Source organism: Roseomonas sp. KE0001 (genome assembly GCF_016107285.1).
Classification (GTDB): domain Bacteria; phylum Pseudomonadota; class Alphaproteobacteria; order Acetobacterales; family Acetobacteraceae; genus Pseudoroseomonas.
The window spans coordinates 129,675-153,877 of record NZ_RCVQ01000002.1; the positions used below are offsets into that span (position 1 = coordinate 129,675).

A 24,203-nucleotide genomic window follows, 5' to 3' on the forward strand; every position below is an offset into this window, starting at 1 on the left:
CGAGAGGAGACGGGAGTGGACTTCAGCTACTCACCCAAGGTCATGGCGCTGCGCGAGCGGCTGCAGGCCTTCATCGACGAGCATGTCGCGCCGAACGACCATCTGCATCACGCGCAGCTCGAATCCGCCGCCGACCGCTGGCAGCCGGTGCCGATCACCGAGCAGCTCAAGCCGAAGGCGCGCGAGGCAGCGCTGTGGAACCTGTTCCTGCCGGAGTCGCGGCACGGGGCGGGGCTGACGAACCTGGAATACGCGCCGCTGGCCGAGATCATGGGCCGCTATCCCTGGGCCAGCGAGATCTTCAACTGCTCGGCGCCCGACACCGGCAACATGGAGACCATCGAGCGCTACGGCACGGAGGAGCACAAGGAGCGCTGGCTGAAGCCGCTGCTGGCGGGCGAGATCCGCTCCTGCTTCGCCATGACCGAGCCCGATGTCGCCTCATCGGACGCGACCAACATCCAGACCCGCATCACGCGCGATGGCGACGACTACGTCATCAACGGCCGCAAGTGGTGGTCCTCGGGCGCCGGCGATCCGCGCTGCGCCATCTTCATCGTCATGGGCAAGACCGATCCCGGGGCGGAGAAGCACCGGCAGCAGTCGATGATCCTGGTGCCGCGCGGCACGCCGGGGCTGACCATCAAGCGCATGCTGCCGGTCTTCGGCTTCGACGACGCGCCGCATGGCCATGCCGAGCTGCTGTTCGAGAACGTCCGCGTGCCGGCCTCCAACATCCTGCTCGGCGAGGGGCGCGGCTTCGAGATCGCGCAGGGGCGGCTCGGGCCGGGGCGCATCCATCACTGCATGCGCGCCATCGGCCTGGCCGAGCGGGCGCTGGAGATGATGTGCCGCCGCTCGCTGGAGCGCCGCCCCTTCGGCAAGCCGCTGGCCGACCAGGGCGTGATCATCGACCGCATCGCGCAGTCGCGCATCCTGATCGACCAGTGCCGTCTGCTGACGCTGCACGCCGCCTGGCGGATGGACACGGTGGGCAACAAGGTGGCGCGCAGCGAGATCGCCGAGATCAAGGTGGCGGCGCCGGACATGGCCTGCCAGGTGATCGATTGGGCGATCCAGGCGCATGGCGGCGGCGGTGTCACCGAGGACTTCCCGCTGGCCTACATGTACAAGATCGCGCGCACGCTGCGCATCGTGGACGGGCCGGACGAGGTGCACAAGTTCCAGCTCGGCCGCATGGAGCTGAACAAGTACCGCCCGCCGCGCAACGCCCCGCCGGGAGGCGCCGCGTGAGCGCCCCCATGGAGACCTCCCTCTTCGACCTGACCGGGCAGGTCGTGGTCGTCACCGGCGCCTCGCGCGGCATCGGCCGCGCCATCGCCGAGCGCATGGCGCAGCAGGGGGCGAAGGTCGTCGTCTCCTCGCGCAGGATCGACGCCTGCCAGGAGGTGGTGGACGGCATCGTCGCGCGCGGCGGCGAGGCCTTCGCGCAGGCCTGCAACATCGGCCGCAAGCCGGAGCTGCAGGCGCTGGTGGACGCCGCGCTGGCGCGCTGGGGCCGCATCGACACGCTGGTCTGCAACGCGGCGGTGAACCCCTATTTCGGCCCGGCGATCGAGATGCCGGACGAGGCCTTCGACAAGATCATGGCCTCCAACGTCCGCTCCAACCTCTGGCTGGCCCATATGGTGATGCCGGGCATGGCCGAGCGTGGCGGCGGATCGGTGGTCATCATCTCCTCGATCGGCGGGCTGCGCGGCTCGCCGGTGCTCGGCGCCTATGCCATCTCCAAGGCCGCCGACATGCAGCTCGCGCGGAACATCGCGGTGGAATGGGGCCCGCGCAACGTGCGCGCCAACTGCATCGCCCCTGGCCTGGTGCGCACCGACTTCGCCCGCGCGCTCTGGGAGAATCCCGAGATCTACCGCAAGCGCACGCGCGACACGCCCCTGCAGCGCATCGGCGAACCGGACGAGATCGCCGGCGCGGCGGTGTTCCTGGCCTCGCGCGGCGGCAGCTTCATGACCGGGCAGACCATCGTCATCGACGGCGGCATCTGCGCCGGTCCGCCGATGGTCGGGGAGGAGTGAGCCATGGGCGCGGGCGAGCCGGCGCTGGTGCCGGTGCTGGAGAACCACCGCTTCGACGAGGCCGCGCTCGCCGCGGCGCTCCGCGGCCGGCTGCCCGGCTTCGACGGGCCGGTGACCATCCGCCAGTTCCAGGGCGGCCAGTCGAACCCGACCTTCCATGTGGCGACGGCGGCGGGGAGCTATGTCCTTCGCAAGAAGCCGCCGGGCCGGCTGCTGCCCAGCGCGCATGCGGTGGAGCGGGAGTACCGCGCCATGGAGGCCTTGCAGGACAGCGGCGTGCCGGTGCCGCGCATGCGCCTGCTCTGCGAGGATGACACGGTCGTCGGCACGCCCTTCTTCCTGATGGACCATGTGCCGGGCCGCGTCTTCCCCGACCGGGTGATGACCTCCGGCACGCCGGCGGAGCGCCGCGCCGTCTATGACGACCTGGCGCGCGTGCTGGCGCGGCTGCACGCGGTGGACTGGCGCGCCGCCGGCCTCGCCGATTTCGGCCGGCCGGACCACTACATGCAGCGGCAGGTCGCGCGCTGGACGAAGCAGTGGGCGGCGGTGAAGGTCGAGGAGATGCCGGAGATGGAGCGGCTGGCCGAATGGCTGCCGCGCCACCTGCCGGAGGATGAGGAGACCACCATCGCGCATGGCGACTTCCGCCTCGGCAATGTCATCCTCCATCCCGAGGAGCCGCGCGTCGTCGCAGTGCTGGACTGGGAACTCGCCACGCTGGGCCATCCCATGGCCGATCTGGCCTATGCCTGCCTGACCTACCACATGCCGCCAGGGCCCAGCGGTGTCACCGGCCTGCTGGGCGTCGATTTCGGCGCGACCGGCATCCCGGACCAGGAGAGCTTCGTCGCCACCTACTGCGCGGCGGCGGGGCGCGCGGCGCCGCGCGGCTTCGATGTCTTCCTGGTCTTCTCCATGTTCCGCCTGGCCTCCATCGTCGCCGGCGTCTGGAAGCGCGCGCTGGATGGCAACGCCTCCGATCCGCGCGCCATCGGCTACCGCGAGCGCTACCGCGTCATGGCCGAGCGCGCCTGGGCGATCGCGCAGCGCATGGAGGCTTGATCGCGGACCCGGCGCCGTGTTCTCTGTCGGACAAGAGGCACCGCTCCGACGGCGCCGCAGATGAGGAAACCGACTTGGCCCGCATCCCCTATGCCGACCCGAACGAGCCTGAGGCGCGCCCGCTGGTCGAGCGCATCGTCCGCGAGCGCGGCAGCCTGCTGCATCTCTACGCCATGCTGCTGCACAGCCCGCCGGTCGCGGAGGGCTGGCTCGGCTACCTGACCGCCATCCGCCATCACTGCGGCCTCGCCGGCAGCCTGCGCGAGATGGTCATCATGCGCATCGCCCATCTCAACGGCGCGCCCTACGAGGCCGAGCAGCACGCGCCCATCGCGCTGAAGGAAGGGCTCACCCAGGCGCAGGTCGATGGCCTGGCCGACTGGCGCGCGCAGGACCTCTACGATGCCCGCCAGCAGGCCGTGCTCGCCTATTGCGACAGCATGACGCGCGAGATCCATGTGCCGAAGCCGGTCTTCGAGGCGGTGCGGGCCGAGCTCGACGCGCGCGAGCTGGTCGAGCTGACGGCGACCATCGGTGCCTACAACATGGTCTCGCGTTTCCTGGAAGCGATGCAGATCCATTCCGGCGATCCGCTCCCCGATGCCGCGGCTTGACGGCAGGGTCGCCATCGTCACCGGCTGCGGCTCGCAGGGGCCGGGCTGGGGCAATGGCCGCGCCATCTCGGTGCTCTTCGCGCGCGAGGGCGCCACGGTCTATGGAATCGACCGCGATCCGGCGGCGGCGGCGGACACGCGCCGGCGGATCGAGGCCGAGGGCGGCACCTGCCTCACCGCCGAGGCCGATGTCACCCGGCGCGATCAGGTCGAGGCGATGGTCGCCGACTGCCTGGCGCGTTTCGGGCGCGTCGACGTGCTGGTCAACAATGTCGGCCTGTCGCTGCCCGGCGATCCGGTGGCGATGAGCGAGGAGGTCTGGGACAGCCAGATCGACATCAACCTGAAAAGCGCCTTCCTCTGCACGAAGGCCGTGCTGCCCTGCATGGTGGCGCAGGGGAAGGGTGCCATCGTCTCCGTCGCCTCCACCGCCGCCATCCGCTACACCGGCAAGCCCCAGGCCGCCTATGCCGCCGCCAAGGCCGGCCTCGTGCAGTTCAGCCGCGTCGTCGCCGTGGATTACGCGCGGCGGGGCGTCCGGCTTAACTGCGTGCTGCCCGGGCTGATCGAGACGCCCTTGGTCGAGAAGCTGGCCGAGCAGTTCGCCAGCGACGAGACCGGGCTGGACCGCGACGCCTTCTACAACCGCCGCCACGCCCAGGTGCCGATGGGCCATATGGGCGAGGCCTTCGACGTCGCCGAGGCGGCGCTGTTCCTGGCCTCGGACGCCGCGAAGTACGTCACCGGCACGGAGCTTCTGGTCGATGGCGGGCTCTGCGCCGCCGTGCGTAGCTGAAGGAGGGACGCCGCATGCTGCGTCTGGATGGCAAGGTCGCGCTCGTCACGGGCGCCGGCTCGGCGGGCCCCGGCTGGGGCAACGGCAAGGCGACGGCGGTGCTGATGGCGCGCCAGGGCGCGCGCGTCCTCGCCCTCGACAACCGCGCCGAGGCGGTGGAGGAAACCCTCGGCCTGATCCGCGGCGAGGGCCATGAGGCCGAGGGGCATATCGCCGATGTCACTCTCGCCGCCGAGGTCGAGGCCGCCGTGGCCGCCTGCGTCGCGCGCTTCGGGCGGCTCGACATCCTGGTCAACAATGTCGGCGGCTCCTTCCCCGGCGGCGCCGAGAGCATGGCCGAGGCGGACTGGGACCGGCAGCTCGACTTCAATCTGCGCAGCGCCTTCCTCGGCTGCAAATACGCCCTGCCGGTGATGAAGGCGCAGGGCCGCGGCGCCATCGTCAACCTTTCCTCCATCGCCGCGCTGCGGATGAGCGCGGACCGCCCGCATGTCGCCTACAGCGCGTCGAAGTACGGCATCCTGGCGCTGACCAAGTCGGTCGCGATGGAGCATGCGAGGCTCGGCATCCGCTGCAACACCGTCATCCCCGGGCTGATGCACACGCCGCTGGTCGAGCACCGTCTGGTGCGCCAGCTTGGCGCCAATGACGCGGCCGCGCTGATCGCGAAGCGCGACGCGCAGGTGCCGATGGGAAAGATGGGCGACGCCTGGGACATCGCCCACGCCGTGCTGTTCCTGGCCTCCGACGAGGCGCGGCACATCACCGGCACTGAATTGCTCGTTGACGGAGGAATCTCCGCGGCGATGCCGTAGGCACAACAAAGGGCCGACGCACGGCACAGGTGCGCGGCCACAGGGAGAGGTGTTCATGGAACAGGATACGAAGCTCGGCCGCCGCGCTCTGATGGGCGGCGCGCTGGCCATGACGGCGGGCCTCGGCGCGACGGCCCTGGCGCGCCCGGCGCTGGCGCAGGGGAAGTTCCCGTCGCGGCCGATCACCATCGTCGTGCCGATTCCGGCCGGCGGCGGCACCGACTACGCGGCGCGGCTGATCGCCGAGCCGATGGGCGTGCTGCTCGGCCAGCCCGTGGTGGTGGAGAACCGGCCGGGCGGCAATGACGTGGTCGGCGTCACCTCCGTGCTGCGCGCGCCGCAGGACGGCTACACGCTGCTGATGGGCTATTGCGGCACCATGGCAGGGCGGGCGGCCATCGGCGGGCTCGGCGCCATCGACACGGTCGCCGATTTCGTCCCCATCGGCCAGGTGTCCGACACGCCGCAGCTCTTTGTCGTGCATCCCTCGGTGCCGGCGAAGACGCTGCAGGAGTTCGTCGCCTATGCGAAGGCGAATCCGGGCCAGGTCAACTATGCCTCGGCCGGCAACGGCTCGATGCACCACCTGGGCACCGAGCTGCTGAAGTCGCGCGCCGGCATCGACATGCTGCACGTGCCCTACCGCGGCACCGGGGAGACCATCAGTGACCTGATCGCCGGCCGCATCCAGTTCTACATGAACTCGCCGCCGCCGCTGGTCAGCCTGGTGCGGGACGGGCGCGTGCGCGCGCTCTGCGTCAGCTCGAACGAGCGGCATCCGGGCCTGCCGGACATTCCCTCCCTGGCCGAGAACGGCATGCGGGACCTGCCGCTCAATGTCTGGTTCGCGCTCTACGCGCCCAGGAACGTGCCGGCCCCGATCCGGGCGGCGCTGACCGAGGCGATGCGGACGGCCCTGGCGCAGGAGGATCTGAAGCGCCGCGCCTTCGAGGCGGGATCGCTGGTCCGCTTCGAGGGGCCGGAGGTGGTGGCGGAGCGCCTGCGCCGCGAGATCGGCGGCTGGCGGCAGATCGCCGAGGCCGCGAATATCCGCGCCGATTGAGCGCCGGGGCGGGCGCGGGGGGGGGCGGGCCCCGCTTCCGCGCCCATCACATCCGCCGCATCCAGATCTCGCCCACGCTGTGGTCGGCCATCTTGCGCAGCACCAGGCGCGCGCGCTCGCGCGTCGGCTGGATGTTCTCGTGCAGGTTGACGAGGTTGATCTCGCGCCAGATCCGCTGCGCCACCGACACGGCCTCGTCGCGCGGCAGGTCCTTGTAGCGGTGGAAGTAGGAGGCCGGCTTCTGGAAGGCGGTGCGCTGCAGCAGCAGGAAGCGCTCGAGGTACCAGGCGGCGATATCGGCCTCGTCGGCGTCGACATAGACGGAGAAGTCGAAGAAGTCGGAGGCCAGCAGCGGCGCGCCCGCCGCCGCCTGCAGCACGTTCAGCCCCTCGAAGATCAGGATGTCGGGCCGGCGCACGATCTGCGTCTGATCGGGCAGGATGTCGTAGGTCATGTGGGAATAGACCGGCGCCGCCACCGCCGGCTCGCCCGCCTTCACCGCCGAGAGGAAGCCGATCATGCGGCGCAGGTCGTAGCTCTCGGGGAAGCCCTTGCGCTGCATCAGCCCGCGCTGCTCCAGCACCCGCGTCGGGTAGAGGAAGCCGTCGGTCGTCACCAGCTCGACCTTGGGATGGTCCGGCCAGCGCGCCAGGATCGCCTGCAGCACGCGGGCGAAGGTGCTCTTGCCCACGGCCACGCTGCCGGCGACGCCGATGATATAGGGCGGCGGCACCACGGGGCGGCCGAGGAAGGTGTCCTGCACCACGCCGAGCCCGCGCGCCGCCGCCACCTGCAGGTTCAGCAGGCGCGAGAGCGGCAGGAAGATATCCGCCACCTCTGTCAGCGAGAGCCGGTCGTTCAGGCCGCGCAGCCCGCGGATATCGGCGTCCGAGAGGGAGAGCGGCGTGTTGGAGCGCAGCCTGGCCCATTCGTCGCGGCGGAAGTGCCGGTAGGCGGAGGGGCCGGCGATCGGCCGCTGGTTCGCCATGTCGGGGGTCCTCGGCCCGTCGGCCGGGAGCGTGGCGTGATTCATGGTCGCGTTTCCCTGCGCCGCCACCCCCGGGGGGAAGAGGCGGGGGCGATCCTGGCACCGCCATGCTGCGTTGCGAAGCCTGTGCTGGCGGATTTCGCCATCCGGGTCGAGGATGGCCGCCGGAAAAAGAGGAAAGCCGTCCGATGATCGTCACGCCAGACCGCGGAATGCCGCCCCTGGAACCGGCCCTGGAGCCAACTCCCGTCCCACCGGGCCCCGGCGAGCTGCGGCGGATCCTGCCCGGCCTGGCCTGGGCCCGCATGCCGCTGCCCTTCCCGCCGCGGCACGTCAATCTCTGGCTGATCGACGATGGCGAGGGCGTGCTGGCGGTGGATGCGGGGGCGCGCACGGAGGACTCCGTGCCGCTCTGGACCCGGATCCTGGACGAGGGGCTGGCGGGCCGGCCACTGACGCGGCTGCTGGTGACGCACTTCCATCCCGATCATGTGGGCTTCGCCGGCTGGCTCTGCGAGCGGCATGACGTGCCGCTGCTGATGCCGCGCACCGAGTACCTGATGGCGCGCTTCCTCAGCCTCGACACGGACGAGGGCATGACGGCGCGGCAGCTCGCCTTCGCCGCCGCCGCCGGCTGCCCGCCCGCGCATCTCGACTTCCTCGCCGGACGCGGGCCGCTCTATGCCCGCGCCGTCACCGCCCTGCCGCGCTGCTACCGGCGCATCGCCCAGGGCGACGTGCTGACGATCGGCGGCCGGGCCTGGCATGTCCACACCGGCGGCGGCCATGCGCCGGAGATGGCGGCGCTGCATTGCCCCGAGCTCGGCGTGCTGATCTCGGCCGACCAGATCCTGCCGCGCATCACCCCCTATGTCGGCGTCGGCGCGGCCGAGCCGCTGGCCGACCCGCTGGAGGATTTCCTGGCCTCCAACGAACGCCTGCGCGCCCTGCCGGCGGAGACGCTGGTGCTGCCCTCGCACGGCGAGCCCTTCACCGGCCTCCATGCCCGCATCGACGCCCTGGCGGCGCACCACGCCGAGCGGCTGGAGACCCTGGCGGCCGGCCTCGCGGCGCCACTGACCACCTTCGAGGCCGCGCGCATCCTCTTCCCGCGCGTGACGGAGGATCGGCAGATCGGCTTCGCCGTGGGCGAGACCCTGGCGCACCTCAACCGCCTGGTGGAAAGCGGCCGGGCGGAGCGGATCGGGGACGAGGTGCCGCGCTACCGGCGCCGGGCCCGGGCGGAGGGGGAGGCGGCGGAGCCTTAGCCGGCCGCCGGGCCGGAGGGGCCCGATCGGGTCTCGGGAACCGCCCTCCGGCGCGCGGAGGGCGGGCCCTCAGGTCTCCAGCATGCGCCGCAGCAGCTCGACATCCTCGGCGAAGGTGCTGTCGGCCTGCATGAGCTCGGCCACGCGGGAGACGGCGTGCATCACCGTCGTGTGATCGCGGTTGCCGAAGCGGCGGCCGATCTCGGGCAGCGAGCGGGAGGTGAGCTGCTTCGCCAGGTACATCGCCACCTGGCGCGGCCGCGCCACGTTGCGCGCGCGGCGGGCGGAGGACATGTCGGTCAGGCGGATGTTGTAGTGTTCGGCGACCTTGCGCTGGATCTCCTCGATCGTCACCCGCCGGTCATGCGCGCGCAGGATGTCGTGCAGCACCTCCTGCGCCGATTCCAGCGTGACGGGGCGGCCGAACAGGTTGGCATGCGCGATCAGCCGGTTCAGCGCGCCTTCCAGCTCGCGGACGTTGGAGGTGATCTTGTGCGCCAGGAACTCCAGCACCCGGGCCGGCACGTCCACCTCCGCGCCGGCCGCCTTGGCCTGCAGGATGGAGATGCGCAGCTCATAGGTGGTGGCGTGGATATCGGCCACCATGCCGCAGCCCAGGCGCGTTCGCAGCCGGTCCTCCAGCCCCGACAGGTCGGAGGGCGACTTGTCGGCCGAGACCACGATCTGCTTGCCGGCATCCACCAGCGCGTTGAAGGTGTGGAAGAACTCCTCCTGCGTGTTGTCCTTGCCGATCAGGAATTGCAGGTCGTCGATCATCAGCACGTCGACCGAGCGCAGGCTCTCCTTGAACTCCATCGTGCTCTGCGAGCGAAGGGCGGCGATGAAGCGGTACATGAACTTCTCAGCCGACATGTAGGCGACGTTGCGCTGGCCGTTGAAGCTGATCGCCCAGGCGATGGCGTGCATCAGATGCGTCTTGCCGAGGCCGACGCCGCCATACAGGAACAGCGGGTTGAAGCCCGGGCTCGCCGGCTTCTCCGCCACCCGGCGGGCGCAGGCATGGGCGAACTCGTTCGGCTTGCCGACGACGAAGCTGTCGAAGGTGAAGCGCGGGTCGAGCGGCGCGGCCCAGTCATTGCCGCGCGACTCGGCCCGCTGGGCAGCGGGGGCGGAGGCCTGAGCCTCGGCGCGCGGCAGGGAGGAGAGGGGCTCGGCCAGGGCGAGCGCGCCCTGATGCGCCCGCGCCACCGGCGCGGCGCCGGCGAGCCCCGTGGCGGCCGCGGCCTCCTCCGAAGCCGGGGGGCGGGAATCGGGCGCCACACGGATATCGACGCGGCGCACGCCCAGGCTCTCGGCGCTCCAGAGGGCGCGCAGGCGGTCTCCGTAATGGTTGCGCACCCAGTCGCGCAGGAAGCGCGTGGGCAGCTGGATCACGGCCTCCTCGCCCTCGATCGCCGAGAGCGTCATCTGCCGCAGCCAGCTCCGGTACTCCACCTCGCCCACTTCCTCGCGCAGGCGGCCGCGGATGCGGGCCCAGGCTTCCGCCGCGGGCGCTTCCCTGACCTGATCCGGCGCGGCGGAGGAAGGAGTGCCGAGCTCATTCTCCATACGAAGCACCTGCCACCTTTCGGCCCGAGGCCAAGCTGATCGAGGCCCCTCGCGGGGCGGAGCGGAAGGCCGGGCAGCGCTTCCGCGAGGCTCCCGCCACGGGAGCAGGGAACCATGACACAGACAAGTCAATTACGTGCGCCGGAATAAGGACACACATCACCGATCCGTCCTGATGCATCGGGATTCAAGTATTGAACCCCATCGCCAAGGACGAACGGCTACGCCAGAATGTATTCAGAAATAACGGTCCGGCGGATTGTTCTCGGAAGGCTATCCCCCGTCGCGCGGGCCGCGCAACGGGTTCTTAGCGAGAACACGGACCACGGCGGTCAAGCCGCCGTCATGCCATGAGCCCGGCTCAGGCCTGGGCGGTGGCCAGGGCCTTGATCCGCGCCGAGAGGCGGGACAGCTTGCGGGCGATGGTGTTGGCGTGCATCACGCCCTTGGTGCCGGCGCGCTGCAGCTCGGGCTGCGCGTCCTTGAAGGCCGCCTGCGCGGCGGACTTGTCGCCGCCGGCGATGGCCTTCTCGACCTTGGTCAGGAAGGTGCCGACGCGGGAGCGACGGGCGCGGTTGCGCTCGTTGCGAGTGGCCGTCTGCCGGATGCGCTTGCGCGCGGAAGCCGTATTCGCCATGGCGATTCTTGAACCAGTCGTCTGTGTCTCAGGAACGCGCGGCCCCTGGGCGGAGCCCGGGACCGGCGCGGGAAGGCGCGGTTTCTAGCCCTCGCGGCGGCCGGGAGTCAATGATCCCCAGGATATCCCCAGGGCATCCCCGGGCAGCCTTCCGGGCATACCCCCGGCCCCTCCCGGGTCCGTGAGGCTGCCCCGCCCGAGTCGCTGCGTTGCAACGCAAGCTTCACGGAAGCGGAACGCCCCTGTCATCCCGCTTGGATAGAGCGCCCCCCGACGCGAGCAAAGGGGCGTGAGGTGTCGGGCATCCGGATCGAAGGCGTGGCGCGCCGCTATGGCGGCACGGCGGTGTTGAAAGGGGTCTCGCTCGAGGTGGCGGCGGGCGAGTTCGTCGCCCTGCTCGGCCCCTCCGGCTGCGGCAAATCCACCCTGATGCGGCTGATCGCCGGCATCGACCGCCCCGATGCCGGCCGCATCCTGATCCAGGGCCGCGACGTCACCGCGCTGCGCCCGGCCGACCGCGACGTCGCCATGGTCTTCCAGTCCTATGCCCTCTACCCGCACCTGACGGTGGAGGAGAACATCGCCGTGCCGCTGGCCATGCGGCGGCTGAGCGCCCCGCAGCGCCTGCCGCTGCTCGGCCGCTGGTGGCCGGGCAGCCGCGCCGCCCGGCGCGCCATCCACGAGGAGGTCGGCAGCGCCGCGCTGGCGCTCGGCCTCGGCAGCCTGCTGGACCGCCGCCCCGGTCAGCTTTCCGGCGGCCAGCGGCAGCGCGTGGCGCTGGCCCGCGCCATCGTCCGCCACCCCGCCGCCTTCCTGATGGACGAGCCGCTGTCCAACCTGGACGCCGCGCTGCGCGTGCACACCCGGCGCGAGATCGTCGAGATCCACCGCCGCGTCGGCGCCGCCACCCTCTATGTGACGCACGACCAGACCGAGGCCCTGACCATGGCCGACCGGGTCGCCGTCATGCAGGGGGGCGAGATCCTGCAGGTCGCCGGCCCGCGCGCCATCTACGCCGACCCCGAGGACCTGCGCGTCGCCTGCTTCATCGGCTCGCCGCGCATCAACACGCTGGAGGGCGTGGCGGACAGCCACGGCCTGGTCCGGCTCGGCGGCTATCCGAGCGGGCTGCGCCTCTGCGGCGCCGCGGCGGGGCCGGCGCCGGTGACGCTCGCCGTGCGGCCCGAGGACCTCTACCTCTCCGAGACCGGGGGCCTGCCGGCCGAGGCGGCGGGGCTGGAGTTCCTGGGCGAGAGCCTGCTGCTGCACGCCCGCCTGGCCGGCGGCACGCCGCTGGTCTGCCGCCTGCCGCCCAGCTACGTGCCCGACCTGCCGCCCGGCAGCCCGGTGCGGCTGGGCTTCGACCCGGCCCGGGCCCTGCTGTTCGACGCCCGCGGCAAGCGGCTGCGCGACATCGCCGTGGTGCCGGAGCCGGCCCTTGTCTGACGCCGTTCTCCCCCCGCGCCTTTCCCCGGGCCTTTCCCCCGGCCTGGCCCCGCCCCGCCCGCGCTGGCGGGCCGGCGAGACGCTGACGGCCTGGATGCTCAGCCTGCCGGCGGTGCTGGCCTACTGGGTCCTGCTGCTGCTGCCGACGCTGGCCGCCGTGGCGCTCGCCTTCACCGACTACGAGCTGGGGATGGACGGCTTCGCCTGGATCGGCCTCGGCAACTTCGCCGAGCTGATGACCGACCGCGGCTTCCTCCAGGCCTTCCGCAACACCCTCTTCTATGTCGCGGTGGTGACGCCGGGCTCGATCCTCGGCGCCCTCGGCCTCGCCTTGCTGATCGAGGGCGGCACGCGCGGCCGCACCTTCTTCCGCGCCGTCTTCTTCCTGCCCGTGGTCTCGCTCACCGTCGCCATGGCCTCGGCCTGGCAATACCTGCTGCACCCGACCATCGGCCCGCTCAACGCGGTGCTGCGGCAGGTGGGGGTGGAGGGGCCGGCCTGGCTCTCCTCCTCGGGCACGGTGATGTGGGCGCTCGCCGGCATCGGCATCTGGGAGAATCTCGGCTTCAACCTGGTGCTCTTCCTGGCCGGGCTGACCGCCATCCCGCGCGACCTCTACGCCGCCGCCGAGGTGGATGGCGCCCGCTCGGCCTGGTCGCGCTTCCGCCTCGTCACCTGGCCGATGCTGGGGCCGACCACGCTCTTCGTGCTGACCATCACCATGATCCGCGCCGTGCGCGTCTTCGACACGGTGAAGGTGCTGACCCAGGGCGGCCCCGACCGCGCCTCCGAGGTGCTGCTGCACACCATGTACCAGGAGGGCTTCACCTATTTCCGCCTCGGCTACTCGGCCGCCATCACCCTGGTCTTCCTGGCCATCGTGCTGGCGCTGATGTGGCTGCAGACGCGGGTCCTCGACAAGCGGGTGCATTATGGCTGAGCGCGAAGCCCCCCACGACATGTCCCTTTGGCGCGACCTGCCGCGCCTCGCCGTGCTGACGCTGCTCGGCCTGCTGCTGCTGATGCCCTATATCTGGATGGTCTCGGCCAGCCTGAAGCCGGCGGACGAGATCTTCCGCGCCAGCCTCGCCCTGCTGCCCGAGCGGCTGGCGGCGGCGCAGAACTACGGCCGCGTCTTCTCCCTGCTGCCCGTCGCGCAGTACCTCTGGAACGGCGTCATCGTCTGCGGCGGCATCCTGGTCTTCCAGCTGCTCTTCGCCATCCCCGCCGGCTACGCGCTGGCCAAGCTGAACTTCCGCGGCCGCGAGCTGGTCTTCGGCGCCGTCATGCTCGGCCTGCTGGTGCCGCCGCACGTGCCCGCCCTGCCGCTCTATCTGGGCTTCAGCAGCCTCGGCCTGCTCGACACCTACACGGCGCTGATCGCGCCCTCGACCATCTCGGTCTTCGCCATCTTCCTGTTCCGCCAGTTCTTCAAGTCGCTGCCGGACGACCTGATCCACGCCGCGCGGCTCGACGGCATGGGCGAGATGGCGATCGTCTGGCGCGTCGTGCTGCCCAATGCCTGGCCCGCCGCCACCGCCTTCGCGATCTTCTCCGTCGTCGCGCACTGGAACGACCTGTTCTGGCCGCTGATCGTCGTCAGCACGGCCGAGCACGCGACGCCCGCCCTCGGCGTGCTGTTCTTCCGCACCACCGAGGGCGACGACGATTTCGGCGCGCTGATGGCCGCCGCCGTGATCATGACCGCACCCCTCGTCGCCGCCTTCCTGCTGGCGCAACGCCGCTTCGTCGAGGGCATCGCCACCACCGGCCTCAAGGGCTGACCCCTTTCTTCCGCGCAACCGGAGCCACCGTCATGCCGATCCTCTCCCGCCGCGCCGCCCTGGCGCTTCCCGCCGCCCTGGTGCCGCTCGCCGCCCCCCGCCTGTCGCGCGCCCAGGGCCAGGCCGAGATCACGGTGCATTACGCGCAGCCCTTCATCTACAAGGAGAGCTACGACGCCATCCTGGCCGAGTTCGCGAAGCGCGAGCCGGGCATCAAGGTGAACTTCATCACCACGCCGAACTACGAGGAGGGTGCGCAGCTGCTGCTGCGCCAGGCCGCGACCAGCCAGCTCCCCGACCTCTCCTACCAGGGCTTCAACCGGCTGCGCATCTTCGCCGAGCGGGGCATCGCCCAGGATCTGGCGCCGCTGCTCGCCCGCGACGGCGACCCGGCCGGGGCCGGCTACACGCCGAACCTGCTGGCGCTGGCGCATTTCGGCGGCATGCAGGCCGGCCTCGCCTACGCCGCCTCCAACCCCATCACCTACTACAACGCCGAGCTGGTGAAGCGCGCCGGGGGCGACCCGGACAACTTCCCGCAGGACTGGAACGGCGTGCTGGAGCTGGCCGGCCGGATCGACCGGCTGGGCGGCGGCACCGAGGGCATGTGGTTCACCTGGAGCGGCGACGACTGGATGTATTCGGCGCTGCTCTTCGGCCATGGCGGCCGCATGCTGACCGAGGACGAGCGCGATGTCGGCTTCGCGGGGCCCGAGGGGCTCGGCGCGCTGCGCCTGCTCGACCGCATGGTGAAGGAGGGCGGCATGGCGAACATGACCGCCCCCGCCGCGCGCCAGGCCTTCGCCGCCGGCAAGGTCGGCATGCTGTTCCAGACCACCGCCCTGGTGCGCGGCACGCTGGCCAGCATCGGCGAGAACTTCACGCTGCGCACCACCGGGATGCCGGTGATCGACCCGCAGAAGGGCCGCCTGCCGACCGGCGGCGCCGCCGGCATGCTGACCGCCAAGGACCCGGCGAAGCGCGAGGCGGCCTGGAAGTTCCTGCGCTTCTCGACCGGTCCGGAGGGTCAGGCGCTGATGGTGCGCAACACCGGCTACCTGCCCTGCAACCAGATCGCCATCGACGACCCGCAGCACCTCGGCGCCTTCTACCGCGAGAACCCGCTCTTCACCCCGGCGGTGCGCCAGCTCCCCATCTCGATCCCCTGGTACGCCTTCCCCGGCAGCAACAGCGTGCGCGTGACGCAGACCATGGTGGACAACCTGGCCCGCATCGTCGAGCAGCGCGCGACGCCCGAGCAGGTGCAGCAGGACATGGCCGCCGAGGTGCGCCGCCTGCTGCCGCGGAGGTCATGAGCCATGGCCTTCCGCATCGCCCAGATCAGCGACACCCATCTCTCCGCCGCGCATCCGGAGTTCAGCGTCAATTTCGAGGTGCTGGCGGCGCATCTGCGCGCCACCCGGCCTGACCTCGTCATCCACACCGGCGATGTCTCGGCGCATGGCGAGACGGGGCCCGAGGATCTGCGCTACGCGCGCGGGCGGATGGACGGGCTCGGCCTCGACTGGCTGGCCGTGCCGGGCAACCATGATGTCGGCAACGACCCGGCGCTCGGCGGCGCCACGGCGGCCGACGCCACCCGGCTGGCCCATTGGCGCGAGGCCTTCGGCCCCGACCGCTTCCTGCGCGACGTGCCGGGCTGGCGGCTGATCGGCCTCGACACGCTGATCATGGCCACCGACCTGCCCGAGGCGGCGGCGCAGTTCGATGTCCTGGAGACGGCGCTGGCGACCGCCGGGGGGCGGTCCATCGCGCTCTTCCAGCACAAGCCGCTCTGCGAGGAGCGGATGGACGAGACGGCGCTGACCTACTGGCCGGTGCTGCCGGCGCCGCGCCGCCGCATGCTCGAATTGCTGGCGCGGCACCCGGTGGCCTTCGTCGCCTCCGGCCATGTGCACCAGGCGCGCGACCGCGGCGTGTCGGAGGGCATCCGGCAGATCTGGGCGCCGGCCGTGGCCTTCCTGGTGGGCGACACCTGGCAGCGCCGCATCGGCGACAAGACGCCGGGCTATGTCGAGCACGCGCTGCACGCGGATGGCCGCTTCGAGAGCCGCGTGATCCACCCGGAAGGGCTGGTGCCGCACGATATCGGCCTGCTGCCGGAGATCTACGGGCCGCAGCAGCCGGTGGCGGCCTGAGGCGAAGGGCGGGGAGGGGCCGGCGGCTCCTCCCCGGCGGCCCCTCCGGCGGTCCCTTCGGGGGGTGCCCGGCCCGGTTCCCGCGGCGAACGCCACGGCCTCGCCCTGAATGGCCGGCTGATCCGCGTCCTGGGGGCGATGGACACGGGTCGATCTCGGTGCCCGCCACCGGAGCGGGATCGCCGGCGAGCCGGTCACACCGCCCGGCCAACCCGGAGGACGCCTTCGGCGCGGAGCCCGGGCTTGGCCAGGGGGGCTTGGCCAGAGGGGCTTGGCCAGGGCGGCATGGCGTGGTCCATGTCTGGCGGCGCTCCGCGATAGCAGATTCCCGGCCCCCCGGCGCGCGGGATCGGCACGGTCCGCCCGCGCCCTCCCATCCCCGAAAGCCGCTTGACGCCACCGCTGCGCGGGTCCATTGGCCCGCGCAGCGCCGCGGCGCGGGGGAAGCTCCGGCACGGCGCGCATCAGGAACAAACCGGACCATGCCGAGCGACAGTCCCAGCGACAGTCCCAGTCGATTGTCCGCGCCCCGGACGGCCGCCGCGTCCTGAGCCCCCTCCGGCTCGCCGCGGTGCCGCCCGTCTCGCGGACCGTAAAGGTGAGCCATGCTGCAAACCCTCTCCCACCCCTATGGGGCGCAGGCGGCGGCGGCCCTCGACCGCGTCACGCGCGGCCATGTCGCCGATGCCGTCGAGGAACTGAACGCGCTGCCGGCCGAGGCGGCGGCCGAGCTGCTGCGCCTCGCCCCGCCCGAGCGCCGCGTCGAGGCCTTCGACCGGCCCGAGCTGCACCGCGCCGGCCGGCTGCTGCTCGCCCTGCCGGAGCCGCTGCGCGCGCCCCTGCTCTCCGACATGTCGGCCGATCGCGCCGCCGACCTGCTGCGCGAGGTGCGGCCGGGCGAGCGCGCGCGGCTGCTGGCGCCGCTGGAGCCCGAGCCGGCCGGCACGCTGCGCCGCCTGCTGGCCTATCCCGAGGGCAGCGCCGGCAGCCTGATGACGACCGAGTTCGTCAGCCTGCCGGCCACCGCCACGGTGGAGGAGGCGCTGCGCCACATCCGCGAGGTGGAGCGCACGCGCGAGACCATCTACGCCCTCTACCTGCTCGATCCGCGCAGCGGCGCGCTGCTGCGCACGGTGCCGCTGCGGCGCCTGATCACCGGGCGGCCGGAGCAGCGCGCCATCGAGCTGGTGCCGGACCGCGCGCCGGTCACGGTGGCGGCCGGCACGCCGCGCGACGACATCGCGCGGCTCTTCGCGCGGCACGACCTGCTGGCGGTGCCGGTGGTGGACGCGGCGCGGCAGGTGCTCGGCATCGTCACGGTCGATGACGTGATCGACGCCATCATGGAGGATGACAGCGCGGCGGCGCAGCGCTTCGGCGGCATGGAGGCGCTGGACCGCGAGAGCCTGGGCAAGCCCTATCTGCGCATCGGCTTCCTGGAGATGATCCGCAAGCGCGCCGGCTGGCTCTGCGTGCTCTTCCTGGGCGAGATGCTGACGGCGAGCGCCATGCAGCATTTCGAGCACGAGCTGGAGAAGGCCATCGTGCTGACGCTCTTCATCCCGCTGATCATGAGCTCGGGCGGCAATTCCGGCAGCCAGGCGACCTCGCTGCTGATCCGGGCGCTGGCGCTGGGGCAGGTCCGGCTCGGCGACTGGTGGCGGGTGGCGCTGCGCGAGGTGCCGACGGGGCTGACGCTGGGCGGCATCCTCGGCCTGCTGGGGATGGCGCGGATCGTCGCCTGGCAGCAGCTCGGCTTCTACGATTACGGTCCGCACTGGGCGCTGGTGGCGCTGACGGTGGGGCTCGGCCTGCTCGGCATCGTGCTCTTCGGCTCGATGGCGGGATCGCTGCTGCCCTTCGGCCTGAAGCGGCTGGGCTTCGATCCGGCCAGCGCCTCGGCGCCCTTCGTCGCCACGCTGGTCGATGTGACGGGACTCGTCATCTACTTCAGCGTCGCCGCGCTGGTGCTGAGCGGGACGCTGCTGTGAGGCGCGCCCGCCGCGCCGCATGACACCGGGCCGGGCGGAAGGGGGAGGAATTGACTTCCCCCCCCCGCCCTTGATCCGGCCTAGCGGAACGCCGGCTTCCGCTTCTCCACGAAGGCCGCCATGCCCTCCTTCTGCCCCTCGGTGCCGAACAGGCCGAGGAACAGGCGGCGCTCCAGCCGCACCCCTTCGCGCAGCGGCAGCTCGAAGGCGGCGTTCACCGCCTCCTTGGCCATGGCGACGGCGGGGGCGGAGAGGGTGCCGATCTTCTCCGCGAGCTTCTCCGCCTCGGCCAGCAGCTCCGCCGCCGGCACCACCCGCGCCACCAGCCCGGCCCGCTCGGCCTCCTCCGCGGTCATCATGCGGCCCGTCAGCACCATCTCCATGGCCTTGGACTTGCCGATGGCCCGCGTCAGCCGCTGGCTGCCGCCGGCGCCGGGGATGATGCCGAGGTTGATCTCGGGCTGGCCGAAGCGGGCGGTGTCGGCGGCGAGGATCAGGTCGCACATCATCGCCAGTTCGCAGCCGCCGCCGAGCGCGAAGCCGGAGACGGCGGCGATGACGGGCTTCCTCACCGTCAGCACCGCCTCCCAGCTCTCGCCGATGAAGTCATGCAGGTAGGTGTCGGGGAAGCGGCGCTCCTGCATCTCCTTGATGTCGGCCCCGGCGGCGAAGGCCTTCTCGTTGCCGGTGAGGATGATGGCGGCGATGGCCGGATCGGCGTCGAGATCGCGCAGCGCCGCGGCCAGCTCGCGCATGAGCTGGTCGCACAGGGCGTTCAGCGCGGCGGGGCGGTTCAGGCGGATCAGGCCGGCGCGGCCTCTCGTCTCGGTCTGGATCATCTCGGCCATGGCGGGTTTCCTCTCAGCGTTGGGTGCGGGCGCAGAAGAAGCTGCTGCGCCCCGATTGCACGATGCGCGAGACGCCCGCGCAAGCCGGCGGGCCGGGGCAGAGCGGGCAGGGGGCGCCCTCGCGGTCATAGACCTGGAAGCGGTCCTGGAAACGGCCCAGCTCGCCATCCGCCTGCACATAGTCGCGCAGGCTGGAGCCGCCGGCCTCGATCGCCTCGGTCAGCACGGCCCTGATCGCCGGCACCAGCCGCGCGGCGCGGGCGCCGGGGATGGTCTGCGCTAGCCGGCGCGGCGAGAGGCCGGCGCGGAACAGCGCCTCGGCGACATAGATGTTGCCGAGCCCGGCCACCACCCGCTGGTCGAGCAGCGCCGCCTTGATGGGCGTCCGCCTGCCGGCGAGGGCCGCGCCCAGCACGCCGGGGGTGAAGTCGGGCGCCAGCGGCTCCGGCCCCATCCCGGCCAGCAGCCTGTGGCCCTCCTCCGCCGCCGTCGGCACCAGGTCGACGCTGCCGAAGCGGCGCGGATCGACGAAGCCGATCTCCTGCCCGTCCCCCGGCCCATCCCCCTCCGTGCGGAGCAGCAGGTGCTCATGCGCGGCGGGCGGGGTGTTGGCGCCCACCGGCCGGGCCACCATCCGCCCCGACATGCCGAGATGGATCAGCGCCGAATCGCCGCCCGAGAGCCGCATCAGGATGTACTTGCCGCGCCGCCGGAAGCTCTCCACGCGCGCGCCGGTCAGCCGCGCGGCGAGGCCCGGCGGGAAGGGCCAGCGCATGCCGGCGCGGTGCGTCGCGGCGAAGACGATGCGCCGGCCGAGCAGCAGGCCGGAGAGGCCGCGCATCACGGTCTCGACCTCTGGCAGCTCAGGCATGCCGGCTCAGCCCGTTCCCTCGAAACCTGGCACCTCGATGCCCGCCACCCCCATGGCCAGGAGGGCGCGCAGGTCCGGCTCGGCCAGGGCGATGCAGCCCTCCGTCGGCGGGTAGCCCGGCCGCGCCAGGTGCAGGAAGATGGCGCTGCCCCGGCCGCGCTCCACCGGCGCGTCGTTCCAGCCCAGGATGCCGATGATGTCGTAGACCGGATCCTGCCGCCAGAGCACCTCGTGCCGCGCCTCGTGCGGCAGGCGGATGCGGGTGTTGTAGGCGGGGTGCGCCACATCGTCGCACCAGCCATCCGCGGGCGCGATCGGCTCCACCGGCACGGCGCAGTCCGGCGCCCGCAGCCGGTCGGCGCGATAGAGCACCCGGCGCAGCGGCAGGAAGCCGGCGGGGGTGGCGCCATCCCCCTCGCGCTTCTCGCGCGCCGGGCGGATGCCGCCCTTGCCGAGGGCGCAGCGCCAGACGGCGCCGCGGCAGGCGAGGCGGCCCTCGGGATGAACCCGCGCGGTCAGGGCGGCCGACATGTCACTTCAGCCCCAGCAGATGGCCGAACCGCTCGGCCTTGGTCTCGAGATAGCGGTCGTTCACGCCATTGGCGGCGAATTCATGCGCCACCCGGCTCTCGACCGCGATGCCGCAGGCGGCCAGCCCCGCCACCTTGTCCGGGTTGTTGGTCAGCAGCCGGATGCGCTCCAGCCCGAGCGCGCGCAGCATGGTCGCGGCCACCAGGAACCCCCGCTCGTCGGCGCCGTAGCCCAGCGCCCGGTTGGCATCCAGCGTGTCCAGCCCCTGGTCCTGCAGGGTATAGGCGCGCAGCTTGTTGACCAGCCCGATGCCGCGCCCCTCCTGCGCCAGGTAGAGCAGCACCCCCGCCCCCTCCTGCGCCATGCGGGCGATGGCGCCGCGCAGCTGCGGCCCGCAATCGCAGCGCAGGCTGCCCAGCAGATCCCCGGTGAAGCATTCGGAATGCGCCCGCACCAGGGGCGCCGGCCCGCCGGCGGGCAAGGCCTCCGGCGCGCCGATCAGGATGGCCAGATGCTCGATCCCACCATCGGCGGCGCGGAAGGCCACGATCCGCGCGTCCCGCGCCTCCTCCAGCGGCACCCGCGCCTCCGCCACCCGCGTCAGGCTCGCCGCCACCCGGCCCGGATAGGCGAGCACATCCCCGGCCGGCACGCTGAGCAGGCCGAGCCGCTCCGCCGCCGCCAACCCCGTGCCGCCCGCCAGGCCGAGAGGAGCCGCCACCAGGGCCGGCAGCAGGCGGCCCAGCTTGGCCAGCGCCAGGCCGGCGGCCGCCAGCCCCGGGGGCGACACCTGCTCCGGCCGCTCCGGCAGCAACTGCTCGGCCACCGGGTCGGCCAGCCGCCGCAACGAGGCCGGGTCCAGCAACCCGTCCGGCAGGCGCAGGGCGGCCACCCCCTCCTCCATGCGCCGCTCGGGGGAAGGACCCGCCGACAGGCCCGCCGGGGGCTCCTCCGCCAGCACCGGCCGCTGCAGCACCGCCGCCGCCCGCGCGGGAGAGAGCAGCAGCACCGGCGGCGGCAGCCCGGCGGCGGCGATCTCGGCCAGGCCCCGCGCGCCCACCGTCTCGGCCGCGGCCACCAGCAGCGGCCGCTCGCCGCCCCCTGGTCCCGCGCCCCCCAGCCCGGAGGGGACCAGCAGCACCGGCGTGCCGCGGCGCAGCTCGCTCACGGCGCGATGCACCGCCCGCAGCGCCAGGGCCGCGGCGTCCGGCACGAGGGGCCCGATTTCGGCATCGTGCCCGCCCCGCATCGCCATGCCTTGCCTGCCTGTCATGCCCGTGCCTGTCCTCGTTTCCTCGTCCGTCCCGAAGCCGGCAACCGCCGCCTTGGCGGGAATGTTGGGGGCGGTGCGGCGTTGACCAGCCTCTAGATTGGGACGCCGGGGCGGGGAATCCCAATTTTCTTGTCGCATGCCAGGGCTTGCCCCCGGGCGCGGCTGAGGCCACGATGGCCGCTTGGTGGCTTCCGGGAGCGAATCGCTTGCCCCGGAAGCATCCGCGGGCCCCCAGGCCCGCCTACTGGCGAATTCGGGAGAGCGCATGACCGGCCCGAGGCCGATCCTCATCGTGGACGACGATGACGCCCTGCGGGCGACGTTGTCCGAACAACTGGCACTGGACGGCGAATTCGCGCCCGTCGAGGCGGCGACAGCCTCGGAGGCCTCCGGGCACCTGATGTCGCCCGACTCGCGCTGCGATGCCGTGCTGCTGGACATCGGCCTGCCGGACGGCGACGGGCGCGAACTCTGCGCCCGGCTGCGGCAGGACGGGATCAAGATCCCCATCATCATGCTGACCGGCGCCGACGCCGAGCAGGATATCGTGCGCGGGCTCGATGCCGGCGCCAACGACTACATCGCGAAGCCCTTCCGCATCGCGGAACTGCTGGCGCGGCTCCGCGCCCAGCTCCGGGTCTTCGACAATTCCGAGGACGCGGTCTTCGTCATCGGGCCCTACACCTTCCGCCCCTCCGCCAAGCTCCTGCTGGAGCCGCTGAAGGGTCGCAAGATCCGGCTGACCGAGAAGGAGGCCGCGATCCTGAAGTTCCTCTACCGCGCCGGCGGCCGGCCGGTGGGGCGGCAGGTGCTGCTGAACGAGGTCTGGGGCTACAACGCCGCCGTCACCACGCACACGCTGGAGACGCACATCTACCGCCTGCGGCAGAAGATCGAGCCCGACCCGGCCAATGCCGCCCTGCTGCTGACCGAGGGCGGCGGCTACCGCCTCGACCCCCAGGCCGGCCGCATCGCCGCCTGAGGCGGAACGAAAGCCGGGCCGGAAGGCCCGGCTTTCTTCATGCGTCCTCCTCCGGCGCCAGGGCCAGCTCCCGCAGCACCTCCAGGAACACGCCGAACCGCTCGGCCCCGATCCGCGCCGCCCACTCCGCCTGGAGCCCCCGCATGCTGGCCCAGATCGCCTCCGCGATATGCCGGCCCTTCGGCGTCAGGTGGATCAACCCCCGTGCCCCCCGCCGCTCCAGATAGCCCTGGCGCACCAGCTGCGCGATGGCATGGTGCGCCGCCTGCCGGGACATGTTGAGCCGCCGCGCCAGCTCCGAAGGCCGCGCCCCGTCCGGCAGCGGATAGGAGAAGACGGCCAGATGCGTCTCGTGCACGTCCGTGCCGCCGGCGGCGCGGATGGCCGCCTCCACCCGCCGCCGCGCCTTCTGGAAGCACAACCGGGCCAGCGCGCCTACGAAGGGCGGCCCTTCCGCCCTCTTCTCGCTTGACGTCATTGTAAAGTCTCTTTACGAATTCCCGTAAAGAGACTTTACGAAGGGAGGGCGGGAATGGAAACCTCGATGGAGCCGGTGACCGTGCGGATCGGCGCGCTGGACCTGCGCTTCCTGGTCGATGAGCACCACGGGGCGGGCGAGATGATCCTCTTCGAATTCACCGTGCCGCCCGAGGCCCGCGTCCCCGCGCCGCATCACCACGCGGCGGTGGACGAGGCGGTCTATGGCCTCGCCGGCATCCTGACCGTGACGGTGGACGGCATCCCCCGCGAGATCCGCGCCGGCGATGTCGCCTTCATCCCCCGCGGCGCTGTCCACCACCACGAGAACCGCCACGAGGAGATCGCCCGCGCTCTGGTGCTCCTGACGCCGGGCTCCATCGGCCGCGCCTACTTCGAGGAGATGGCGGCGGCCGTGGCCGGGCCGGACAGGCCCGATCCCGCGCGGGTGAGGGAGATCATGCCGCGGCATGGGCTGGTGCCGGCCTGAGGACATCGCCCCGTCCTGCCGCTTCCCGCCTTGACGCCCCCCCCCGCCTTGACGCCCCTGGGCCGCCCGGCCGACCCTGCGCCGGCCGGAGCGGAGACCCTGCCTTGACCGAGATGGCCACGCCCAACCTCCCCTCGCGCGATTTCGCGGCGACCGCGCGATTCTTCGCGCGCCTCGGCTTCCGGGAAACCTGGCGCGACGCGGGCTGGATGATCCTGCGGCGCGGCGGCCTCGTCCTCGAATTCTTCCTCCAGCCCGAGCTCGACCCGGCCCGCAGCGGCTTCGGCTGCTGCCTCCGGCTGCAGGACGCCGAGGCCTTCTTCCAGGCCGCGCGCGCCGCCGGCGTGCCGGAGGCCGACACCGGCTGGCCGCGCGCACACCGCCCCCGGCGGCAGGCCTGGGGCGGCACGGTGGGCGCCCTGGTCGATCCGGATGGAACCCTGTTCCGCCTGGTGCAGGAGCCCGGCTGAGCCCCCGATCCGCGC

Annotated in this window: 25 protein-coding genes; 17 read left to right on the top strand and 8 right to left on the bottom strand. The window is 72.2% G+C overall.

The window, feature by feature from the left end:
- Positions 1-15 precede the first annotated feature (15 nt).
- From D9598_RS04055 to D9598_RS04085, 7 genes are all read left to right on the top strand, one after another.
- A complete protein-coding gene (locus tag D9598_RS04055) occupies positions 16-1,254 on the top strand; it encodes an acyl-CoA dehydrogenase family protein (RefSeq protein ID WP_198365133.1) in 1,239 nt (412 codons plus the stop codon).
- Positions 1,251-2,051 carry an SDR family oxidoreductase gene (locus tag D9598_RS04060; RefSeq protein ID WP_198365134.1) on the top strand — a complete coding sequence of 267 codons (801 nt, stop codon included), beginning with the start codon at positions 1,251-1,253 and terminating at the stop codon, positions 2,049-2,051. Before D9598_RS04055 ends, D9598_RS04060 begins: the two co-directional genes overlap by 4 nt.
- Before the next feature lie 3 nt (positions 2,052-2,054).
- Positions 2,055-3,116 carry a phosphotransferase family protein gene (locus D9598_RS04065; RefSeq protein WP_198365135.1) on the top strand — a complete coding sequence of 354 codons (1,062 nt, stop codon included), beginning with the start codon at positions 2,055-2,057 and terminating at the stop codon, positions 3,114-3,116.
- Positions 3,117-3,190: 74 nt separating this feature from the next.
- A complete protein-coding gene (locus tag D9598_RS04070) occupies positions 3,191-3,730 on the top strand; it encodes a carboxymuconolactone decarboxylase family protein (RefSeq protein ID WP_198365136.1) in 540 nt (179 codons plus the stop codon).
- The gene (locus D9598_RS04075; protein WP_198365137.1) at positions 3,717-4,526 is read left to right on the top strand and encodes an SDR family NAD(P)-dependent oxidoreductase; all 810 of its coding nucleotides are present in this window, start codon (positions 3,717-3,719) and stop codon (positions 4,524-4,526) included. The genes D9598_RS04070 and D9598_RS04075 overlap by 14 nt, the downstream gene beginning before the upstream one ends.
- Positions 4,527-4,540: 14 nt before the next feature.
- Complete coding sequence (locus D9598_RS04080; protein ID WP_198365138.1) at positions 4,541-5,341, top strand: SDR family NAD(P)-dependent oxidoreductase; 801 nt, start codon at positions 4,541-4,543, stop codon at positions 5,339-5,341.
- Between the two features lie 55 nt (positions 5,342-5,396).
- On the top strand, positions 5,397-6,404 hold the full coding sequence (locus tag D9598_RS04085; RefSeq protein WP_198365139.1) for a tripartite tricarboxylate transporter substrate binding protein: 1,008 nt from the start codon (positions 5,397-5,399) through the stop codon (positions 6,402-6,404).
- A gap of 46 nt (positions 6,405-6,450) precedes the next feature.
- Here the strand turns inward: D9598_RS04085 and coaA are convergent, their stop codons facing one another.
- Complete coding sequence (gene coaA, locus D9598_RS04090; RefSeq protein ID WP_198365140.1) at positions 6,451-7,437, bottom strand: type I pantothenate kinase; 987 nt, start codon at positions 7,435-7,437, stop codon at positions 6,451-6,453.
- Between the two features lie 143 nt (positions 7,438-7,580).
- Between coaA and D9598_RS04095 the strand changes: the two genes are divergently transcribed.
- A complete protein-coding gene (locus D9598_RS04095) occupies positions 7,581-8,660 on the top strand; it encodes an MBL fold metallo-hydrolase (protein WP_232476897.1) in 1,080 nt (359 codons plus the stop codon).
- 69 nt (positions 8,661-8,729) lie between these two features.
- Here D9598_RS04095 and dnaA read toward each other — a convergent pair whose 3' ends face one another.
- Both dnaA and rpsT read right to left on the bottom strand, forming a co-directional pair.
- The gene (gene dnaA / locus D9598_RS04100; RefSeq protein WP_198365141.1) at positions 8,730-10,229 is read right to left on the bottom strand and encodes a chromosomal replication initiator protein DnaA; all 1,500 of its coding nucleotides are present in this window, start codon (positions 10,227-10,229) and stop codon (positions 8,730-8,732) included.
- A 361-nt stretch (positions 10,230-10,590) separates the two neighbouring features.
- Positions 10,591-10,866 (bottom strand): 30S ribosomal protein S20, encoded by a 276-nt coding sequence (gene rpsT, locus D9598_RS04105; protein WP_198365142.1) that lies wholly within the window; start codon positions 10,864-10,866, stop codon positions 10,591-10,593.
- A 294-nt stretch (positions 10,867-11,160) separates the two neighbouring features.
- On the opposite strand from rpsT, the gene D9598_RS04110 reads away from it, so the two are divergent.
- The 6 genes from D9598_RS04110 (at position 11,161) to mgtE (ending at position 18,246) form a co-directional block, all read left to right on the top strand.
- A complete protein-coding gene (locus D9598_RS04110; protein ID WP_198365143.1) occupies positions 11,161-12,312 on the top strand; it encodes an ABC transporter ATP-binding protein in 1,152 nt (383 codons plus the stop codon).
- Positions 12,305-13,252, top strand: a complete 948-nt coding sequence (locus D9598_RS04115) for a carbohydrate ABC transporter permease (protein ID WP_232476898.1) — start codon at positions 12,305-12,307, stop codon at positions 13,250-13,252. The genes D9598_RS04110 and D9598_RS04115 overlap by 8 nt, the downstream gene beginning before the upstream one ends.
- Before the next feature lie 19 nt (positions 13,253-13,271).
- Entirely contained in the window at positions 13,272-14,096 is an 825-nt protein-coding gene (locus D9598_RS04120) for a carbohydrate ABC transporter permease (RefSeq protein ID WP_255528586.1), read from the top strand.
- Between the two features lie 32 nt (positions 14,097-14,128).
- Positions 14,129-15,412, top strand: a complete 1,284-nt coding sequence (locus tag D9598_RS04125; protein ID WP_198365145.1) for an ABC transporter substrate-binding protein — start codon at positions 14,129-14,131, stop codon at positions 15,410-15,412.
- A gap of 3 nt (positions 15,413-15,415) precedes the next feature.
- A complete protein-coding gene (locus tag D9598_RS04130) occupies positions 15,416-16,255 on the top strand; it encodes a metallophosphoesterase (RefSeq protein ID WP_198365146.1) in 840 nt (279 codons plus the stop codon).
- A 605-nt stretch (positions 16,256-16,860) separates the two neighbouring features.
- The gene (gene mgtE / locus D9598_RS04135) at positions 16,861-18,246 is read left to right on the top strand and encodes a magnesium transporter (RefSeq protein WP_198365147.1); all 1,386 of its coding nucleotides are present in this window, start codon (positions 16,861-16,863) and stop codon (positions 18,244-18,246) included.
- 80 nt (positions 18,247-18,326) lie between these two features.
- On the opposite strand, the gene D9598_RS04140 is transcribed toward mgtE, so the two are convergent.
- Genes D9598_RS04140 through D9598_RS04155 form a run of 4 tightly spaced genes read right to left on the bottom strand, consistent with a single transcriptional unit; the run spans position 18,327 to position 21,769 of the window.
- Positions 18,327-19,094, bottom strand: a complete 768-nt coding sequence (locus tag D9598_RS04140) for an enoyl-CoA hydratase (RefSeq protein ID WP_198365148.1) — start codon at positions 19,092-19,094, stop codon at positions 18,327-18,329.
- A gap of 13 nt (positions 19,095-19,107) precedes the next feature.
- A complete protein-coding gene (gene mutM, locus D9598_RS04145; protein ID WP_198365149.1) occupies positions 19,108-19,965 on the bottom strand; it encodes a bifunctional DNA-formamidopyrimidine glycosylase/DNA-(apurinic or apyrimidinic site) lyase in 858 nt (285 codons plus the stop codon).
- A 6-nt stretch (positions 19,966-19,971) separates the two neighbouring features.
- On the bottom strand, positions 19,972-20,496 hold the full coding sequence (locus D9598_RS04150; RefSeq protein WP_198365150.1) for a L,D-transpeptidase: 525 nt from the start codon (positions 20,494-20,496) through the stop codon (positions 19,972-19,974).
- A gap of 1 nt (position 20,497) precedes the next feature.
- Positions 20,498-21,769 (bottom strand): GTP cyclohydrolase II, encoded by a 1,272-nt coding sequence (locus D9598_RS04155; protein WP_232476899.1) that lies wholly within the window; start codon positions 21,767-21,769, stop codon positions 20,498-20,500.
- A 265-nt stretch (positions 21,770-22,034) separates the two neighbouring features.
- Between D9598_RS04155 and D9598_RS04160 the strand changes: the two genes are divergently transcribed.
- The gene (locus D9598_RS04160) at positions 22,035-22,751 is read left to right on the top strand and encodes a response regulator transcription factor (protein ID WP_198365151.1); all 717 of its coding nucleotides are present in this window, start codon (positions 22,035-22,037) and stop codon (positions 22,749-22,751) included.
- 37 nt (positions 22,752-22,788) lie between these two features.
- On the opposite strand, the gene D9598_RS04165 is transcribed toward D9598_RS04160, so the two are convergent.
- On the bottom strand, positions 22,789-23,229 hold the full coding sequence (locus D9598_RS04165; RefSeq protein WP_198365152.1) for a MarR family winged helix-turn-helix transcriptional regulator: 441 nt from the start codon (positions 23,227-23,229) through the stop codon (positions 22,789-22,791).
- A 54-nt stretch (positions 23,230-23,283) separates the two neighbouring features.
- Here D9598_RS04165 and D9598_RS04170 point away from each other — a divergent pair, with 54 nt between their 5' ends.
- On the top strand, positions 23,284-23,718 hold the full coding sequence (locus tag D9598_RS04170) for a cupin domain-containing protein (RefSeq protein WP_198365153.1): 435 nt from the start codon (positions 23,284-23,286) through the stop codon (positions 23,716-23,718).
- Between the two features lie 104 nt (positions 23,719-23,822).
- Positions 23,823-24,188 carry a bleomycin resistance protein gene (locus tag D9598_RS04175; RefSeq protein ID WP_198365154.1) on the top strand — a complete coding sequence of 122 codons (366 nt, stop codon included), beginning with the start codon at positions 23,823-23,825 and terminating at the stop codon, positions 24,186-24,188.
- The last annotated feature ends 15 nt before the right edge of the window (positions 24,189-24,203 follow it).

Bases quoted from the DNA above. Each gene is read 5' to 3' on its own strand.
- D9598_RS04065 (WP_198365135.1), top strand. From the start codon at position 2,055: ATGGGCGCGGGCGAGCCGGCGCTGGTGCCGGTGCTGGAGAACCACCGC.
- D9598_RS04075 (WP_198365137.1), top strand. From the start codon at position 3,717: ATGCCGCGGCTTGACGGCAGGGTCGCCATCGTCACCGGCTGCGGCTCG.
- D9598_RS04080 (WP_198365138.1), top strand. From the start codon at position 4,541: ATGCTGCGTCTGGATGGCAAGGTCGCGCTCGTCACGGGCGCCGGCTCG.
- D9598_RS04085 (WP_198365139.1), top strand. From the start codon at position 5,397: ATGGAACAGGATACGAAGCTCGGCCGCCGCGCTCTGATGGGCGGCGCG.
- coaA (WP_198365140.1), bottom strand. From the start codon at position 7,437: ATGAATCACGCCACGCTCCCGGCCGACGGGCCGAGGACCCCCGACATG.
- D9598_RS04095 (WP_232476897.1), top strand. From the start codon at position 7,581: ATGATCGTCACGCCAGACCGCGGAATGCCGCCCCTGGAACCGGCCCTG.
- dnaA (WP_198365141.1), bottom strand. From the start codon at position 10,229: ATGGAGAATGAGCTCGGCACTCCTTCCTCCGCCGCGCCGGATCAGGTC.
- rpsT (WP_198365142.1), bottom strand. From the start codon at position 10,866: ATGGCGAATACGGCTTCCGCGCGCAAGCGCATCCGGCAGACGGCCACT.
- D9598_RS04120 (WP_255528586.1), top strand. From the start codon at position 13,272: ATGTCCCTTTGGCGCGACCTGCCGCGCCTCGCCGTGCTGACGCTGCTC.
- D9598_RS04125 (WP_198365145.1), top strand. From the start codon at position 14,129: ATGCCGATCCTCTCCCGCCGCGCCGCCCTGGCGCTTCCCGCCGCCCTG.
- D9598_RS04130 (WP_198365146.1), top strand. From the start codon at position 15,416: ATGGCCTTCCGCATCGCCCAGATCAGCGACACCCATCTCTCCGCCGCG.
- mgtE (WP_198365147.1), top strand. From the start codon at position 16,861: ATGCTGCAAACCCTCTCCCACCCCTATGGGGCGCAGGCGGCGGCGGCC.
- D9598_RS04140 (WP_198365148.1), bottom strand. From the start codon at position 19,094: ATGGCCGAGATGATCCAGACCGAGACGAGAGGCCGCGCCGGCCTGATC.
- mutM (WP_198365149.1), bottom strand. From the start codon at position 19,965: ATGCCTGAGCTGCCAGAGGTCGAGACCGTGATGCGCGGCCTCTCCGGC.
- D9598_RS04150 (WP_198365150.1), bottom strand. From the start codon at position 20,496: ATGTCGGCCGCCCTGACCGCGCGGGTTCATCCCGAGGGCCGCCTCGCC.
- D9598_RS04155 (WP_232476899.1), bottom strand. From the start codon at position 21,769: ATGACAGGCAGGCAAGGCATGGCGATGCGGGGCGGGCACGATGCCGAA.
- D9598_RS04160 (WP_198365151.1), top strand. From the start codon at position 22,035: ATGACCGGCCCGAGGCCGATCCTCATCGTGGACGACGATGACGCCCTG.
- D9598_RS04165 (WP_198365152.1), bottom strand. From the start codon at position 23,229: ATGACGTCAAGCGAGAAGAGGGCGGAAGGGCCGCCCTTCGTAGGCGCG.
- D9598_RS04170 (WP_198365153.1), top strand. From the start codon at position 23,284: ATGGAAACCTCGATGGAGCCGGTGACCGTGCGGATCGGCGCGCTGGAC.